Genomic DNA, 14,546 nt, shown 5'->3' with positions numbered 1-14,546 from the left:
CCAGGCGTCCGGGGGAGGAAGCACACGTGGTCACAGCGGTGGAGAGCACCGACGGCAAGGCGCACCGACTGGCCGAGCTGCGCGAGTTCCTGATGAGCCGTCGGGCCCGGGTGAGCCCGGCCCAGGCGGGCCTTCCGGACGGCGGCAGGCGTCGTACGCCCGGGCTGCGCCGCGAGGAGGTCGCCGTCCTCGCGGGCGTCGGCGTCAGCTGGTACCAGTGGCTGGAGCAGGGCCGCGACATCACCGTCTCTCCCCAGGTGCTCGACTCGGTGGCGCGGGTGCTGCGGCTGAGCCCGGCCGAGCGCCGCCATCTGTACGTCCTGGCGGCGCTGAACCCGCCGGCCCTCGAAGCCGCCCCGGAGGACCGGGACATGTGCGACGGGCTGCGGCGGCTGATCGAGGCGTGGATGCCGTTCCCGGCGCACATCATGGACGCGTACTGGAACACGGTGATGTTCAACGAGGCGGCTGCGGCCGTCTTCGGGCTGCGGCCGGACGTGCACCGCAACTGCCTGATCGACTTCTTCACCGACGAGATGTACCGGGCACGGATGCGCGGCTGGGAGGAACTGGCGCCGAAGGTGGTGGCGCAGTTCCGGTCGGCGTGCTCGGAGTGCCCGGACGACGAGGGCTTCCGGGCGGTGGTCGAGGAGGCGAAGGCGGTGAGCGCCGAGTTCGCGGAGCTGTGGGAGCGGCGGGACATCCTGCCCGGCGGCCAGAACCGCAAGGAGATGGACCACCCGGTGGCGGGGCTGCTCGTGGTGGAGGCCACCCAGCTGAGGGTGCCGGCCCGTCCCGACCTGGTGATCGTGCTGCACACGCCGCTGCCGGAGGCGCGGACCGCCGAGAAGCTGGAGTGGCTGGTGTCGCCCGAGGGGCGGCGGGGGGCCCTGTACCCGCTGGCGGGCTGAGCCGGCGCCCCGACCTATGCTCGGTCCATGACACTCAGCAGTGAGCACGGCGACCTCGGCCCCGAGGACCAGAAGATCATCACGCTGGCGCGCAGCGCCCGCGCCCGCAACGGCGTGCCCGAGGGCGCGGCCGTACGGGACGAGACCGGCCGCACGTACGTGGCGGGCACGGTGGAGCTGGAGTCGCTGAAGCTGAGCGCGCTGCGGACCGCCGTGGCGATGGCGGTGGCGAGCGGGGCGCAGTCGCTGGAGGCGGCGGCCGTGGTGTCGGCCGCCGAGGCCGCGTCCGAGGAGGACCGGGCGGCCGTGCGGGACCTGGGCGGCCCCGGGACGCCGGTGCTTCTCGCGGGGCCCGACGGACAGCTGCGTTCGGCCGTCACGGCGGGCTGAGCGCCGCACGGGGGGCAGCGGGGTCCGGCCACGGCCGGGCCCTTGCGCGTTTGTGAAGGATCTCCGCGACTTCTCTTGCCTTCCCATGCGGTCTGCGTCTCAATAGGCGGCGGGCGGTCCGACGGACCGTCAGATCTCCGCCATTCCACGCAGTGCCCGCACCCCTGCGTTCGTCATCGGAAGGGGTACGAACCCGCCATGAGAAGAAGCACCTTAGGGGCGGCCGGGGCGCTCGCCGCGGGCCTCGCCAGCATGTCGCTCGTCTTCGCCCCCACGGCGTCCGCCGCGGTCTCGCCGGGCTCGGCGACGGCCACGTACGACTGCGGGAGCTGGGGCGGCGGCACCGCCACGCTCACCATGACCCACTCCGGCACCACCGGCCAGGTCTCCATCGCCGCTCCCGTGACCACGCCGATCGCGGTCGGCGCGGACTCGATCAGCTCCACGCTGATCCTGGACAACGCGACCGGCCCCGACCGGGTCTTCACCGGCAAGAAGAACCCGGCGATCCCGGCCGGTGGTGCGGCGAAGCTGGGGCCGCTGACCGCCACCAACGTGGTCGCCGGCGACAGCCTCAACTCGTACTTCGCCGGAGTCGCCCTCAAGCTGGTGATCTTCGGCGTCACGGTGAACTGCGACGCGGTGACCTCGCAGTCCCCGGGGCCGTTCGTCATCAGCTGATCCACCGCGCACCACCCGTGACCGGTGCCGCCGAGGGCGGCGCCGGTCTTCGGCATGCCCATCCGACATGCCGGAGAAGTCGCCACATCGACCGATCCTGCCATTATCTGATGGGTCATCAGTCAATGGGTTCCGTCGTTATTGACTTCTCTTGCCCCCCGGCCGTCAATGGCGCCCTCTCGACCCTCAGGAGGGGGCACACACTATGGCACTCACCCGAACCCGGGCGGCGGCCCGAAGACGGCGCTGGACCGCCGTACTCGGCGCCACCGCCCTCGCGTTCGCGGCCGGCGGCGCGCTCGCCGCCCCGGCGCAGGCGACCGGCGCCGGACTCTCGGTGGAATTCCCCACCCGCTGCGTCCCGCCGCCCATCGCGGGCATCCCGCCCATCGAGGGCGTCACCACCGCCGTGATCTCGGTCGACAACGCCAGCCCCAAGGTCGGCGACACGGTGAGCGTGACCTACGCGATCACCAAGCCCGCCGCGTCGAACCCGGTGGACCTCGCGCTCCCGGCCGACATCCTCACCCCCACCGGCAAGGTCGTCCTCGGCGGCGCGCAGACCGGCACGGTCAGCGTCACCGGACCCAAGAAGAACCCCCCGGTCCCCGGCAAGGGCGCCTTCCCCGGCTTCTCCATGACCGGCACCTTCACGGTCACCGCCCCCGGCGCGATCACCCTCTCGCCGGGCGACTACAACATCCACACCAGCTACATCATGGAGCTGGACACCCCCTGCACGGTCCTCAACCCGCCCGCCCCCGTCTCCGAGACGGTCCAGGCCGGCGACCAGACCGTGCCCAACGAGCGGACCCTGGAACTCGGTGCCGCCTCCGGCGCCCCCGGCGTCCGGGTCACCGTCACGGGTGCCGGGTTCACCCCGCTCACCGAGGTGACCGTGGCCGCCAGGGCCGGCGCGGCGGAGACCGCCGACCGGATGACCGCCACCACCGACAGCGAGGGCGGCTTCGTCGCCCGGCTCAAGGTGAACGACCTCGCCACCACCGGGATCGTCGCCTACGAGGGCGGTGCTTGGAACGCGGAGAAGGGCGCCGGACCGCTCCCGTACCAGGTGATCGACGACACCCCGGCCCCGCCGAACAGCCAGAAGATCACGGCCACCGTCCAGGCGGGCGAACTCTCCATGACCCAGGCCGGTGACGCCGTCGCCCTCTCCGCGGTCGACTTCGGCCAGGGCGGCGCGGCCACCGGAGCCCTCCAGACGGTGACGGTCAAGGACTTCCGCGGCGGCCCCGCCGGCTGGTCCGTGACCGGCAAGGTCACCGACTTCACCGGACCTGGCGGCGCCATCGGCGCCGACAAGCTCAGCTGGAACCCCGCCTGCGTCGCCAAGGAGGGCAGCCCCAGCGCCTGCACGGCCGGCTCCGCCGGACCCGTCGGCGCCGGCGCCACCCTCGCCTCCACGGCGAACGGCACGGTCACCGGAGGCGAGTTCACCCTCGACGCCGGACTCTCGCTGGACGTCCCGGCGTTCACCGCGCCCGGCAGCTACGCGGGCGTGCTGACGCTGACCCTGTCCTGACGGCGGCCGACGGGCCGGCCGGGCGCACCCCCGGCCGGCCCGTCGGCGGCCCCCCATCCGCCCCTCCCGACCGCACCCCCGGGGGTCCGCACCGTGCGACGCAAGCTGTACGTCCTCCTCCTGAGCGCCGCCCTGCCGCTCCTCGGGGCCCCGGCCGCCCACGCCGCCGAGAACGGCGAATGGGCCGTCTACCCGGCCGCCGCCCGGCTCGGCGAACGCCCCTACTACGTCCTCACCGCCGACCCCGGCGCCACCCTCCGCGACAAGGTGACCGTCGCCAACAAGACCGCCGCCCCGCTCACCTTCCGGCTCTACGGCGCCGACGCCTACAACACCGAGCGCGACGGCGGCTTCGCCGTCCGCACCCTGAAGGAGGAGCAGACCGGCGCCGGCGCCTGGATCGAGCCCGAGCGGACCACGGTCACCGTCCCGCCGCGCTCCGCCGTCACCGTCCCCTTCACGCTCACCGTCCCCGCCGACGCGGACCCCGGCGACCACCCCGGCGCGCTCGTCGCCCTCGACGAGCGGATCACCCCCGCGGGCGGCGGCAGCGTCGCCATGGGCGTCCAGAAGGCCGTCGCCGCCCGCGTCTACCTCAAGGTCAGCGGCCCCGCCGTGCCCGCCCTCGCCGTCGAGGACGTCACCCTGGAGCAGGACCGGCCGCTCGTCCCCGGCACCCGCGACGGCACCACCCTCGTCACGTACACCCTCCACAACCGGGGCAACGTCACCCTCGACCCCAAGGTCGTCCTCAGCGCCGAGGGCCTCTTCGGGCGGACCCTGCTCGAACGCGACCTCGACCGGGTGCCCGCCGAGCTGCTGCCCCGGCAGAAGATCCGGCTCACCGAGCGGTGGGCCGGCTCGCCGCAGCTCGACTGGGGCGAGGTGACCCTCACCGCCACCGCGAAGGACGTCCGCGAGAGCGCCGCCGTCTCCTTCCTCGCGGTGCCCTGGCTCGCCGCCGCGGTGCTCGTCCTGGGGGCCGCCGGAGGCCTCACGGGGTGGCGGATCCGGCGCCGCGGGGCCCGCCGGGGGCACTGAGTGCGTGACCCGGCCGCGCATCGGGGACAATGGCCCCCATGAGCGTGCGCCGTGAAGAGACCGATGAGAACACCGCCCCCCACCGGGCGGGCTTCGCCTGCTTCGTCGGGCGCCCCAACGCGGGCAAGTCCACCCTCACCAACGCTCTGGTCGGCCAGAAGGTGGCGATCACCTCCAACCGCCCCCAGACCACCCGGCACACCGTGCGCGGCATCGTGCACCGCCCGGACGCCCAGCTGATCCTGGTCGACACCCCGGGCCTCCACAAGCCGCGCACCCTCCTCGGCGAGCGGCTCAACGACGTCGTCCGCACCACCTGGGCCGAGGTCGACGTCATCGGCTTCTGCCTGCCCGCCGACCAGAAGCTCGGCCCCGGCGACCGCTTCATCGCCAAGGAGCTCGCCGAGATCAAGAAGACCCCCAAGGTCGCCATCGTCACCAAGACCGACCTGGTCGACTCCAAGACCCTCGCCGAGCAGCTGATCGCCATCGACCAGCTCGGCCGCGAGCTCGGCATCGAGTGGGCGGAGATCGTGCCGGTCTCCGCCGTCGGCGACAAGCAGGTCCAGCTCGTCGCCGACCTGCTCATCCCGCTGCTGCCGAAGTCCCCGCCGCTCTACCCGGAGGGCGACCTCACGGACGAGCCGGAGCAGGTCATGGTCGCCGAGCTGATCCGCGAGGCCGCGCTCGAAGGCGTCCGCGACGAGCTGCCGCACTCCATCGCGGTCGTCGTCGAGGAGATGATCCCCCGCGAGGGTCGCCCCGCCGACCGGCCGCTGCTCGACATCCACGCCAACGTGTACATCGAGCGCCCCAGCCAGAAGGGCATCATCATCGGCCCCAAGGGCAGCCGCCTGAAGGAGGTCGGGATGAAGTCCCGCAAGCACATCGAGGCCCTCCTCGGCACCCCGGTCTTCCTCGACCTGCACGTCAAGGTCGCCAAGGACTGGCAGCGCGACCCCAAGCAGCTCCGCCGCCTGGGCTTCTAGGGCGCGGCGGATCCGGGACGAACGCCCTGGATCACGCGCCTTCCTTGAGGACCCTCGTCACGAGGGTCCGCTGGGCGTTCGTGAGGTGCGGGTCGGCGCACCTCACCGTCCGGCCGTCGACCGTGATCTCGTACGAGAAGCCGTCCGGGACGCCCCGGGCGGCTTCCGGCGCCGCGAGGACGGCGGAGGCCAGGGACTCCCACTCGGGGCCCGAGACCTCCACCTCCGCCGACCGCTCGATGCCCGCGAAACCACCGGTGCGCCGCACTCGAATCCGCATGGGCCCTGTCTACCAGCCCGGCTCAGTCGGTGGGTACGCCCACGGCCGCCCACGCCTTCGTCACGGCCTGGATCTCCGCCGCGTCGCCGTACCGCGCCTTCGCCGCCGCCACCGTGGCCGCCGCGAACTCCGCGAAGCGGGTCTCGGGGGTGAGGGTGCCGCCGGTCATCACGTCGTACCAGATCCGCCCGGCCCGGTCCCAGGCGTGGCCGCCGAGCTCGGTCGCCACCAGGTAGAACGCGTGGTTGGGGATGCCGGAGTTGATGTGCACCCCGCCGTTGTCCTGGCCGGTGCGGACGTAGTCGTCCATGTGGGCGGGCTGCGGGTCCTTGCCGAGGACGTCGTCGTCGTACGCGGTCCCCGGCGCCTTCATGGAGCGCAGCGCCTTCCCCTCCACGTCCGGGTGGAAGAGGCCCTCGCCGATCAGCCAGTCGGCCTGCTCGGCGGTCTGGCCGAGCGCGTGCTGCTTCACCAGCGAGCCGAAGACGTCGGAGACGGACTCGTTGAGCGCGCCGGACTGGCTGAAGTACTCCAGGTTCGCCGTGTACTGGGTGAAGCCGTGCGCCAGCTCGTGGCCGATGACGTCCACCGGGAGGGTGAAGTCGAGGAAGATCTCGTCGTCGCCGTCGCCGAACACCATCTGCTCGCCGTTCCAGAAGGCGTTGCCGTACTTCTCGTCGTAGTGGACGGTCGCGAGCAGCGGCAGCCCGGCGCCGTCCATGGAGTCGCGCCCGAAGGCGTCCCGGAAGAGCGCGAAGGTGGCGCCGAGGCCCGCGTAGGCGCGGTTGACGGTGGCGTCGGCCGTCGCCTCCTCGCCCTCGTCGCGGACCTTCACCCCGGGCAGCCCGGTGCGGCGCTGGGCGTCGTACACGGTCCGGCGCGGGGCCGCGGGTTCCGCGGGCGCGCCGGCGGGGGCCACGGCCGTGCGGGGCAGGACCCGGGCGGTACGGGCCGAGGCGTCGGCGATCAGGGTGCGGCGGGCGGCTTCGGCGACGGCGGGGTTCGTAGACGCCGCGAGGTGCTCCAGGAGGTGGGGCGGGACGATCGTGCAGAAGGGGGAGGTCATACCCGGCAATGTGGCACTGCGCGACGTGACTGTCACGAGTTGTGACAGGGATTGGCGAAATGGAGTGATGGGTCACCTTTCGGGCTTGACGACACCGCCGTCCCGCATACTGAAACAGGACGTCCGCCTTCCCCGGGCCTGGGCTATGGTGACGCACATCATGCGTTTCGGGCTGCTTCTCCTTAGCTGCCGCGGCGAGGGCCTGTAGTCGTAGGCCGACCCCCTCCCCGCGGGTTTCGGTGTTGCGTTCGACAGTCGGCCGTCCCCCGTGAAGGACCCGAGGAGCCCTACGCAATGTCTCAGTCTCCGTTCGTCAGCCGTCCGACGCCGATCACCAACGCGACGCACACGCAGAAGCCGTCCGGGATGCCGATCCACAAGTACGGCCGGTACGAGGCCGTCGAGATCCCCGACCGCACCTGGCCCGAGCGGCGCATCACCCGGGCGCCCCGCTGGCTGTCGACCGATCTGCGCGACGGCAACCAGGCCCTGATCGACCCGATGTCCCCGGCCCGCAAGCGCGAGATGTTCGACCTGCTGGTACGCCTGGGCTACAAGGAGATCGAGGTCGGCTTCCCGTCCTCCGGCGAGACCGACTTCGCCTTCGTGCGCTCCATCATCGAAGAGGGCGCGATCCCGGACGACGTCACCATCTCCGTCCTGACCCAGGCCCGCGAGGACCTGATCGAGCGGACCGTGGAGTCCCTGGTCGGCGCCAACCGCGCCACCGTCCACCTGTACAACGCCACCGCGCCGACCTTCCGCCGGGTCGTCTTCCGCGGCTCCAAGGACGACATCAAGCAGATCGCCGTCGACGGCACCCGCCTGGTGATGGAGTACGCCGAGAAGCTGCTGGGCCCGGAGACCACCTTCGGCTACCAGTACAGCCCGGAGATCTTCACCGACACCGAGCTGGACTTCGCCCTGGAGGTCTGCGAGGCCGTCTGCGACGTGTGGCAGCCCGGCCCCGGCCGCGAGATCATCCTCAACCTGCCCGCCACCGTGGAGCGTTCGACGCCCTCCACGCACGCGGACCGCTTCGAGTGGATGTCCCGCAACCTGACCCGCCGCGAGCACGTCTGCCTGTCCGTGCACCCGCACAACGACCGCGGCACCGCCGTCGCCGCCGCCGAGCTGGCCATCATGGCCGGCGCCGACCGCATCGAGGGCTGCCTGTTCGGCCAGGGCGAGCGGACCGGCAACGTCGACCTGGTCACCCTGGGCATGAACCTCTTCAGCCAGGGCGTCGACCCGCAGATCGACTTCTCGCAGATCGACGAGATCCGCCGCACCAGCGAGTACTGCAACCAGATGGAGGTCCACCCGCGCCACCCCTACGCGGGCGACCTGGTCTACACCGCCTTCTCCGGCTCCCACCAGGACGCCATCAAGAAGGGCTTCGACGCCATGGAGGCCGACGCGGCCGCCCAGGGCAAGACCGTCGACGACATCGAGTGGGCCGTCCCCTACCTGCCCATCGACCCGAAGGACGTCGGCCGCTCCTACGAGGCCGTCATCCGGGTCAACTCGCAGTCCGGCAAGGGCGGCATCGCCTACGTCCTGAAGAACGACCACAAGCTGGACCTGCCCCGCCGGATGCAGATCGAGTTCTCCCGGATCATCCAGGCCAAGACCGACGCCGAGGGCGGCGAGGTCACCCCGGCGGCGATCTGGTCCGTCTTCCAGGACGAGTACCTGCCCAACCCGGAGAACGCCTGGGGCCGCATCCAGCTGCGCTCCGGCCAGTCCACCTCGGACACGGACGGCACCGACACGCTGCGCGTCGAGGCGGTCGTCGACGGCGTCGACACCGTCCTGACCGGTTCCGGCAACGGTCCGATCTCCGCCTTCTTCGACGCCCTGCAGTCGGTCGGCGTGGACGCCCGCCTGCTGGACTACCAGGAGCACACCATGAGCGAGGGCGCCTCCGCGCAGGCCGCCTCGTACATCGAGTGCGCCATCGACGGGCGCGTCCTGTGGGGCATCGGCATCGACGCCAACACCACCCGCGCGTCCCTGAAGGCGGTCATCTCGGCGGTCAACCGCTCCGCCCGCTGACCTCGCGCGCACACGGCGCCCCGTCCCTCCGGCCGAGGGGCGGGGCGCCGTCGTATGTGAGGTGCGTCACGGTTTCAGGTTCACTTAAGGAAGATCATGCGGACATGCCGGAATCGGTGCCATATGCGGGCAGTTGACGGCACATCACGGTCTGACGGATGGTACGGACCATCCCACCCCCGTACTCCCTGACCTGGAGTTCCGCATGCGTACGTCCGCTGCCGTGGCCACCGTCCTCGCGGTGACCGGAGCCGCCCTCGCCTGGGCCCCCACCGCTTCCGCCGCCGGCACGGAATGCGTCGTGACCCCGCTCGGCACCGCCGGGCTGTACGCGGAGTTCGTGGAGAAGGACTCGGTGCGGCACGCGGACTCCGAGGGCGCGGTTGCCGTCGGCGGCGACGCGGTCTTCGGCACCGCGAACCGGTCCGGCTTCTCGGTCGGCTCCCGCCTCACCGACGCCGACCTCGCCCGGCTGCCCGGCGGGCACAGCCTCGTCGTCGGCGGCACCCTCAAGGCCAACGGCGTGGTCCTGGTGAAGGGTTCGGGCACGGCCGGCAAGATCGTGGACGCCTCCGCCGGGGACGGCGGCTTCGGCGTCGACGGCCCCGTGGCCGAGGGCCCGTCCCCGGTCGGCTTCGGGGCGGAGTTCGCGAAGCTGCGGACCCTCTCGGCCGGCTGGGCGGGCGAGCGGCCCAACGGCGAGACGGCCGGCGGCCGGGACGGCCGGAGCCTCTACCTCACCGGCACCGACGCGGAGCTGAACGTCTTCGCCCTGAGCGCCGCCGACCTGGAGAAGGCCGGCGAGATCTACCTCAAGGTCCCGGTGGGCTCCTCCACCCTCGTGAACGTCATCGGCGCCTCGTACGACATGAGCGCCAAGCCCACCTCCGGCGTCTGGATCTCGGAGGGCGGCGCCTACGTCCAGGACGACTACGACCGGCACACCGACGGCCACAAGAGCATCCGCTCCAAGCTCCTGTGGAACTTCCCGCAGGCCGAGACCGTCACGAAGAACTCCTCCGCCTGGCCCGGCGCGATCCTCGCGCCCCGCGCCGCCGTCACCATGACCAGCGGCCACATCAACGGATCCGTCGTCGCCGAGTCCCTGGACACCGCCCCCGGCTCCGAGACCCACCAGATGAACTTCACCGGCTGCCTGCCCCGGGTGACCACCCCCGGACCGGTCGTCACCCCGGAGCCCCCCGCGCCGACCGACACCCCCGCGCCCAGCGCGACGCCGTCCACCACCGCGCCCGCCCCCGAGGGCACCGGCAGTCCTTCCGCCACCCCCTCGGGGCAGCCGTCGGCCACTCCCTCCGGCGCCCCCGCCGAGAGCACCGCGCCCCCGGCAGCGCCCGAGGAGACCGGGGAGACCGAGGAGAACGAGGAGACCGGGGCGGCCCCCGCCCCCTCCGCGACCACCCCGGAGGGTGATCTCGCGACGACCGGTTCGGCCATCGGGCCCGGCGTCATCGGCGCGGCCGTCGGCGCCCTGCTGCTCGGCGGAGGCTTCCTGGCCTTCGCGAAGCGGCGCCGCCGGGCCTGAAACCCGGGCGTCATGTCTCGGCCATCTCCGGTGCGAAGTACGGACGAGGTGCTGACGTCACATCAAGGATGTGGCTAACATCACGCCAACGCACCGGCAGTGCAGCCGGGCCGTTGAGGAGGTGCGCGTGCGTTCTGCCAGGAAAACACGTGGTGGGAAGCTGACCGTCTGCGGGATCCGCACCTCCTGGAACACCATCGGCGACGGCGAGTTCTTCTGCGAGGAGTGCGGCGGCGACCGCAACTACCGGCGCCGCACCGGCCGCCGCCGGTTCGCCGTCCTCGGCGTCCCGCTGGTGCCCCGGGGCTGTACCGGGCCGGTGGTGGAGTGCGCCGCCTGCCAGACCCGCTTCGGCACCGAGGTCCTGGAACGGCCCACCACCGGCCGGTTCTCCGCCATGCTGCGGGACGCCGTCCACACCGTCGCCCTCGCCGTCCTCGCGGCCGGCGGCACCGGCTCCCGCGAGGTCCTCGACCGGGCCGTGCACGCCGTCCGCTCCGCCGGATACGCCGACTGCACGGCCGTCCAGCTCGTCGACCTGGTCGAGGCCCTGGAGGCGGACACCGGGCGCTTCATGCCCGAGATCAACCCCGAGGGCGCCCTCCTCGCCATCGAGATCCACGAGGCCGTCGCCCCGCTCACCTCCCACCTGGAGCCGGCCGGCCGGGAGACGCTGCTGCTCCAGGCGGCCGGGATCGCGCTGGCCGACGGCGGCTACAGCCCGGCCGAGCAGGAGGTCCTGGGCACCGTCGGCACGGCGCTCGGCCTGCCGCCCGAGGACGTCCTGCGGCTGCTCGCCACCGCGCGCACGGTCTCCTGACTCCTGATCTCGCGGGCCCACGGCACGGGGTTCCGGCCGCGCCACCGGAGGGGCCGTTCAGGCCAGGCCGTGCGCGTAGGCGTAGGTGGTCGCGGCGGAGCGGGACGGGACGCCCAGCTTGGCGAGGACGGCGTCGAGGTGCCGGGCGACCGCGTGCTCGCTGATCACCAGGGCGCGGGCGACGCCCTTGTCCGTGGCGCCGCCCGCGACAAGGCGCAGCACCTCGGCCTCCCGGGCGGTCAGTCCGCCCGGCAGCCTGCGCCGGGCGGCCGCCGCGAGCAGTGCGGCGGCCCGGCGGGCGTCGGGTGCGGCCCCGAGCCGCTCGAAGCCTTCCCGGGCGACGGCGAGTTCGAGCCGGGCGGCCTCCTCGTCCCCGGCCGCCCGGTCGGCCGCCGCGACCAGCATCCGGGTCCGCGCCGCCTCGTACGGCACCCGCAGCCGCAGCCAGCCGTCGAGGGCCCGCCGCAGCACCGGCAGCGCCGCCACGGGGTCCTCCGCCAGGGCCACCGCGCCGGTCGCCGTGTCCGCGAGGGCGCGCAGCAGCGGCACGTCACCGGCGAGGGCGTCGAGCCCGGCCGCCGCGCCGGCCGCGTCCCGGGCGGCTCCGGCGGCGAGGGAGACCTCGGTGGCGGCGGCGAGGAGCCGGGCCCGGGCCAGCGGGCCGCGGTGGGTGTCCTGGCAGGCGAGCGCGAGCCGCAGTCCGGCGGCCGCCGCGTCGGCGCGGCCCTGGGCGAGCCGCAGCAGGGCGAGCCCCGGCTGGGGCAGCAGGCCCAGCTCGTGGGCGTGGGAGTAGGAGCGCGCGGCCTCGTCGAGCCGGCCCTGGCGGCGCTGCACGTCGCCGACGGCGCGGTAGGCCGCGGCCGCCGACTCCAGGCAGTCCACCGGCACCTCCCGGCAGGCCCGCCGGGCCTCCTCCTCGGCCGCCGTCCAGTCGCCGAGCAGGTCGAGGACCTCGACCCGGTGGGCCCGGCAGACCCCGCGGAAGGGGTTCCCGCCGTCGTCGGTGCCGGCGCACCACTCCATCGCGGTACGGGTCCACTCCACGGCCCGGCCGAAGTCGGCGGTCTCCATGCAGCGGGTCAGGGCCAGGTGGTACAGCCGGCCGGTGAAGAGGCCGCTCAGCTCGCCGGCCCCGGCCGCGCGCATGGCCTCGTCGAGGAGCGCGAGCCCCTCGGCGCGGCGGCCCTGGGCGAGCAGGGCGGCGGAGGCGGCCTGGCGGCCGAGGGCGAGGAGGTCGGGGCTGCCGGAGCGTTCGGCGAGCCGGGTCAGACGGGCGGTCGCGGCGAGCGCGGCGGTCCCGTCGCCGCGGGCGGTGGCCTCCTCGGCGTCGGTCCAGGCGAGGAAGGACTGCTCGGGGCAGGGCGGCAGGCCGTCCAGGTGGTGGCGGGCGCGGTGCAGCCAGCCCGCGGCGACGGCGGGCCTGCCCAGGCCGGCGTACTCGTGGTGGAGCCACCAGGCGTCCATTCCGGCGCCCCGGTGGTCGCCGGCGGCGACGTGGGCGGAGTGCGCCCGCAGCCGGGCGGCGACGGACTCGTCGAGGTGCCCGGACCACCAGGCGGCGTCGGAGAGCGCGGCGAGGTCCTCGGCGGTCAGCGCCCGGTCCGGATGCCGGTCGCAGGCGTGCAGCAGCGCGTACGCCTCGGCCCAGGCCTCGCGGGCCACGGCGTCCCGGGCCCGCCCGGCCCGGTCGATCACGGGTGCGGACACGTGCCTCACCCCTTCCGGTCCCTCCAGCCTAGGACCGGACGAGGGGAGGGGGCACCCGGTGGGTGCCCCCTCCCCTCGCGGTGCCGTGGCGGGTCAGTCGATCGCGCCGCTCGCGCGGAGCATGTCCTCGCGCTCGACGATCTTCACGCGCTCGCGGCCCTGCGGCTCGCCCAGCGCCTTCTCGGCGGCGTCGAGGGCGTACCAGCCCTCCCACGTGGTGTAGGTGACGCCCTTGCCCTCAAGGAAGGCGACGACCGCGTCGGTCTCCGGGCTGGCCGGGGTGAGGAGCCGGCCGGCGGCGAAGTCCTCCAGGAGGTTCGCGACGGTCTCGTTGGCGTCGCCCTTGGTGTGGCCGATGAGGCCGACCGGGCCGCGGCGGATCCAGCCGGTGACGTAGGTGGAGGCCATGTGGTCCTCGCCCTCCATCACGCGGCCGCCCTGGTCCGGGACGGTTCCGCTGACGGTGTCCCAGGGCAGCTTGGGCAGCTCGTCGGAGAGGTAGCCGACGGCGCGGTAGACGGACCGGACGTCCCAGTCGGTGGTGACGCCGGTGCCCTTCACGTTGCCGGTGCCGTCGAGCTCGGTGCGCTCGGTGCGCAGGCCGACGACCTCGCCGTTCTCGCCGAGGATCTCGACGGGGGACTCGAAGAAGTGCAGGAAGAGCTTGTGCGGGCGGTCGCCGATGTCGCGGATCGCCCAGTTCTCCAGGGTCTTGGCGACCATGTCGGTCTGCTTGTTCTTGCGCCGCTCGGCGATCGAGCCCTCGTCGTAGTCGATGTCCTCGGGGTTGACGATGACCTCGATGTTCGGCGAGTGGTCGAGCTCGCGCAGCTCCATGGGGCTGAACTTCGCCTGCGCCGGGCCGCGGCGGCCGAAGACGTGGACCTCGACGGCCTTGTTGGCGGCCAGGCCCTCGTGGACGTTGGCCGGGATCTCGGTCGGCAGCAGCTCCTCGGCGGTCTTGGCGAGGATGCGGGCGACGTCGAGGGCGACGTTGCCGACGCCGAGGACGGCGACCTTCTCGGCGGACAGGTCCCAGGTGCGCGGGACGTCCGGGTGGCCGTCGTACCAGGAGGCGAAGTCGGCGGCGCCGAAGGAGCCGTCCAGCTCGACGCCGGGGATCCTCAGCTCGCGGTCGAACATGGCGCCGGTGGAGAAGACCACCGCGTCGTAGAAGGAGCGCAGGTCGTCGAGGTGGACGTCGGTGCCGTAGTTCACGTTGCCGAAGAGGCGGACCTGCGGCTTGTCGAGGACCTGGTGGAGGGCGGTGATGATGCCCTTGATCCGCGGGTGGTCGGGGGCGACGCCGTAGCGGATGAGGCCGAAGGGGGCCGGCATCCGCTCGAAGATGTCGATGGACACGCCCGGCTCGGTGGCGGTGTCGGACTTCAGCAGCGCGTCGGCGGCGTAGATGCCGGCGGGGCCGGCGCCGACGATCGCGACCCGGAGGGGGCGGGGCATGACTGGTTCCCTTCGCATACGGCGTGCGGCGGAGCCGCCGACACTTAGGCCAC

The 14,546-nt window shown here is 73.2% G+C and carries 13 protein-coding genes; 9 read left to right on the top strand and 4 right to left on the bottom strand.

What is annotated here, in order from left to right; genetic code table 11:
* Positions 1-26: 26 nt before the first annotated feature.
* The 6 genes from AB0E19_RS08590 (at position 27) to era (ending at position 5,555) form a co-directional block, all read left to right on the top strand.
* Positions 27-911, top strand: coding sequence for a helix-turn-helix transcriptional regulator (locus AB0E19_RS08590; RefSeq protein ID WP_362175381.1), 885 nt, complete (start codon positions 27-29; stop codon positions 909-911).
* A gap of 27 nt (positions 912-938) precedes the next feature.
* On the top strand, positions 939-1,301 hold the full coding sequence (locus tag AB0E19_RS08585; protein WP_360606212.1) for a cytidine deaminase: 363 nt from the start codon (positions 939-941) through the stop codon (positions 1,299-1,301).
* A gap of 198 nt (positions 1,302-1,499) precedes the next feature.
* A complete protein-coding gene (locus tag AB0E19_RS08580; protein WP_362175377.1) occupies positions 1,500-1,982 on the top strand; it encodes a hypothetical protein in 483 nt (160 codons plus the stop codon).
* A gap of 205 nt (positions 1,983-2,187) precedes the next feature.
* Entirely contained in the window at positions 2,188-3,525 is a 1,338-nt protein-coding gene (locus AB0E19_RS08575; RefSeq protein ID WP_362175374.1) for a beta-xylosidase, read from the top strand.
* A gap of 93 nt (positions 3,526-3,618) precedes the next feature.
* On the top strand, positions 3,619-4,566 hold the full coding sequence (locus AB0E19_RS08570) for a DUF916 domain-containing protein (RefSeq protein WP_362175371.1): 948 nt from the start codon (positions 3,619-3,621) through the stop codon (positions 4,564-4,566).
* A 38-nt stretch (positions 4,567-4,604) separates the two neighbouring features.
* A complete protein-coding gene (gene era, locus AB0E19_RS08565) occupies positions 4,605-5,555 on the top strand; it encodes a GTPase Era (protein WP_360606220.1) in 951 nt (316 codons plus the stop codon).
* A gap of 31 nt (positions 5,556-5,586) precedes the next feature.
* On the opposite strand, the gene AB0E19_RS08560 is transcribed toward era, so the two are convergent.
* Positions 5,587-5,835, bottom strand: coding sequence for a protealysin inhibitor emfourin (locus tag AB0E19_RS08560; RefSeq protein ID WP_362175366.1), 249 nt, complete (start codon positions 5,833-5,835; stop codon positions 5,587-5,589).
* A gap of 22 nt (positions 5,836-5,857) precedes the next feature.
* Positions 5,858-6,901 (bottom strand): M4 family metallopeptidase, encoded by a 1,044-nt coding sequence (locus tag AB0E19_RS08555; RefSeq protein WP_362175363.1) that lies wholly within the window; start codon positions 6,899-6,901, stop codon positions 5,858-5,860.
* A gap of 294 nt (positions 6,902-7,195) precedes the next feature.
* Here AB0E19_RS08555 and leuA point away from each other — a divergent pair, with 294 nt between their 5' ends.
* From leuA to AB0E19_RS08540, 3 genes are all read left to right on the top strand, one after another.
* Positions 7,196-8,959 (top strand): 2-isopropylmalate synthase, encoded by a 1,764-nt coding sequence (gene leuA, locus AB0E19_RS08550; protein ID WP_362175361.1) that lies wholly within the window; start codon positions 7,196-7,198, stop codon positions 8,957-8,959.
* Between the two features lie 205 nt (positions 8,960-9,164).
* Positions 9,165-10,505 carry a choice-of-anchor A family protein gene (locus AB0E19_RS08545; RefSeq protein WP_362175358.1) on the top strand — a complete coding sequence of 447 codons (1,341 nt, stop codon included), beginning with the start codon at positions 9,165-9,167 and terminating at the stop codon, positions 10,503-10,505.
* Positions 10,506-10,632: 127 nt separating this feature from the next.
* Entirely contained in the window at positions 10,633-11,325 is a 693-nt protein-coding gene (locus AB0E19_RS08540) for a TerB family tellurite resistance protein (protein ID WP_362175355.1), read from the top strand.
* 57 nt (positions 11,326-11,382) lie between these two features.
* Here the strand turns inward: AB0E19_RS08540 and AB0E19_RS08535 are convergent, their stop codons facing one another.
* Together AB0E19_RS08535 and AB0E19_RS08530 are read right to left on the bottom strand one after the other, a co-directional pair.
* Complete coding sequence (locus AB0E19_RS08535) at positions 11,383-13,032, bottom strand: helix-turn-helix transcriptional regulator (RefSeq protein ID WP_362175352.1); 1,650 nt, start codon at positions 13,030-13,032, stop codon at positions 11,383-11,385.
* 93 nt (positions 13,033-13,125) lie between these two features.
* Complete coding sequence (locus AB0E19_RS08530) at positions 13,126-14,493, bottom strand: FAD-dependent oxidoreductase (RefSeq protein ID WP_362175349.1); 1,368 nt, start codon at positions 14,491-14,493, stop codon at positions 13,126-13,128.
* Positions 14,494-14,546 lie beyond the last annotated feature (53 nt).

Origin of the sequence: Streptomyces sp. NPDC047974 (assembly GCF_040653375.1) — a bacterium.
Classification (GTDB): Bacteria; Actinomycetota; Actinomycetes; order Streptomycetales; family Streptomycetaceae; genus Streptomyces.
Note: the sequence above shows the minus strand (reverse complement) of the source record. Positions and strands in the feature narration are given on the sequence as shown.

What these genes read in the sequence shown, in the direction of transcription:
- AB0E19_RS08585 (WP_360606212.1), top strand. Translation starts at nt 939, where the DNA reads ATGACACTCAGCAGTGAGCACGGCGACCTCGGCCCCGAGGACCAGAAG.
- AB0E19_RS08580 (WP_362175377.1), top strand. Translation starts at nt 1,500, where the DNA reads ATGAGAAGAAGCACCTTAGGGGCGGCCGGGGCGCTCGCCGCGGGCCTC.
- AB0E19_RS08575 (WP_362175374.1), top strand. Translation starts at nt 2,188, where the DNA reads ATGGCACTCACCCGAACCCGGGCGGCGGCCCGAAGACGGCGCTGGACC.
- era (WP_360606220.1), top strand. Translation starts at nt 4,605, where the DNA reads ATGAGCGTGCGCCGTGAAGAGACCGATGAGAACACCGCCCCCCACCGG.
- AB0E19_RS08560 (WP_362175366.1), bottom strand. Translation starts at nt 5,835, where the DNA reads ATGCGGATTCGAGTGCGGCGCACCGGTGGTTTCGCGGGCATCGAGCGG.
- AB0E19_RS08555 (WP_362175363.1), bottom strand. Translation starts at nt 6,901, where the DNA reads ATGACCTCCCCCTTCTGCACGATCGTCCCGCCCCACCTCCTGGAGCAC.
- leuA (WP_362175361.1), top strand. Translation starts at nt 7,196, where the DNA reads ATGTCTCAGTCTCCGTTCGTCAGCCGTCCGACGCCGATCACCAACGCG.
- AB0E19_RS08545 (WP_362175358.1), top strand. Translation starts at nt 9,165, where the DNA reads ATGCGTACGTCCGCTGCCGTGGCCACCGTCCTCGCGGTGACCGGAGCC.
- AB0E19_RS08530 (WP_362175349.1), bottom strand. Translation starts at nt 14,493, where the DNA reads ATGCCCCGCCCCCTCCGGGTCGCGATCGTCGGCGCCGGCCCCGCCGGC.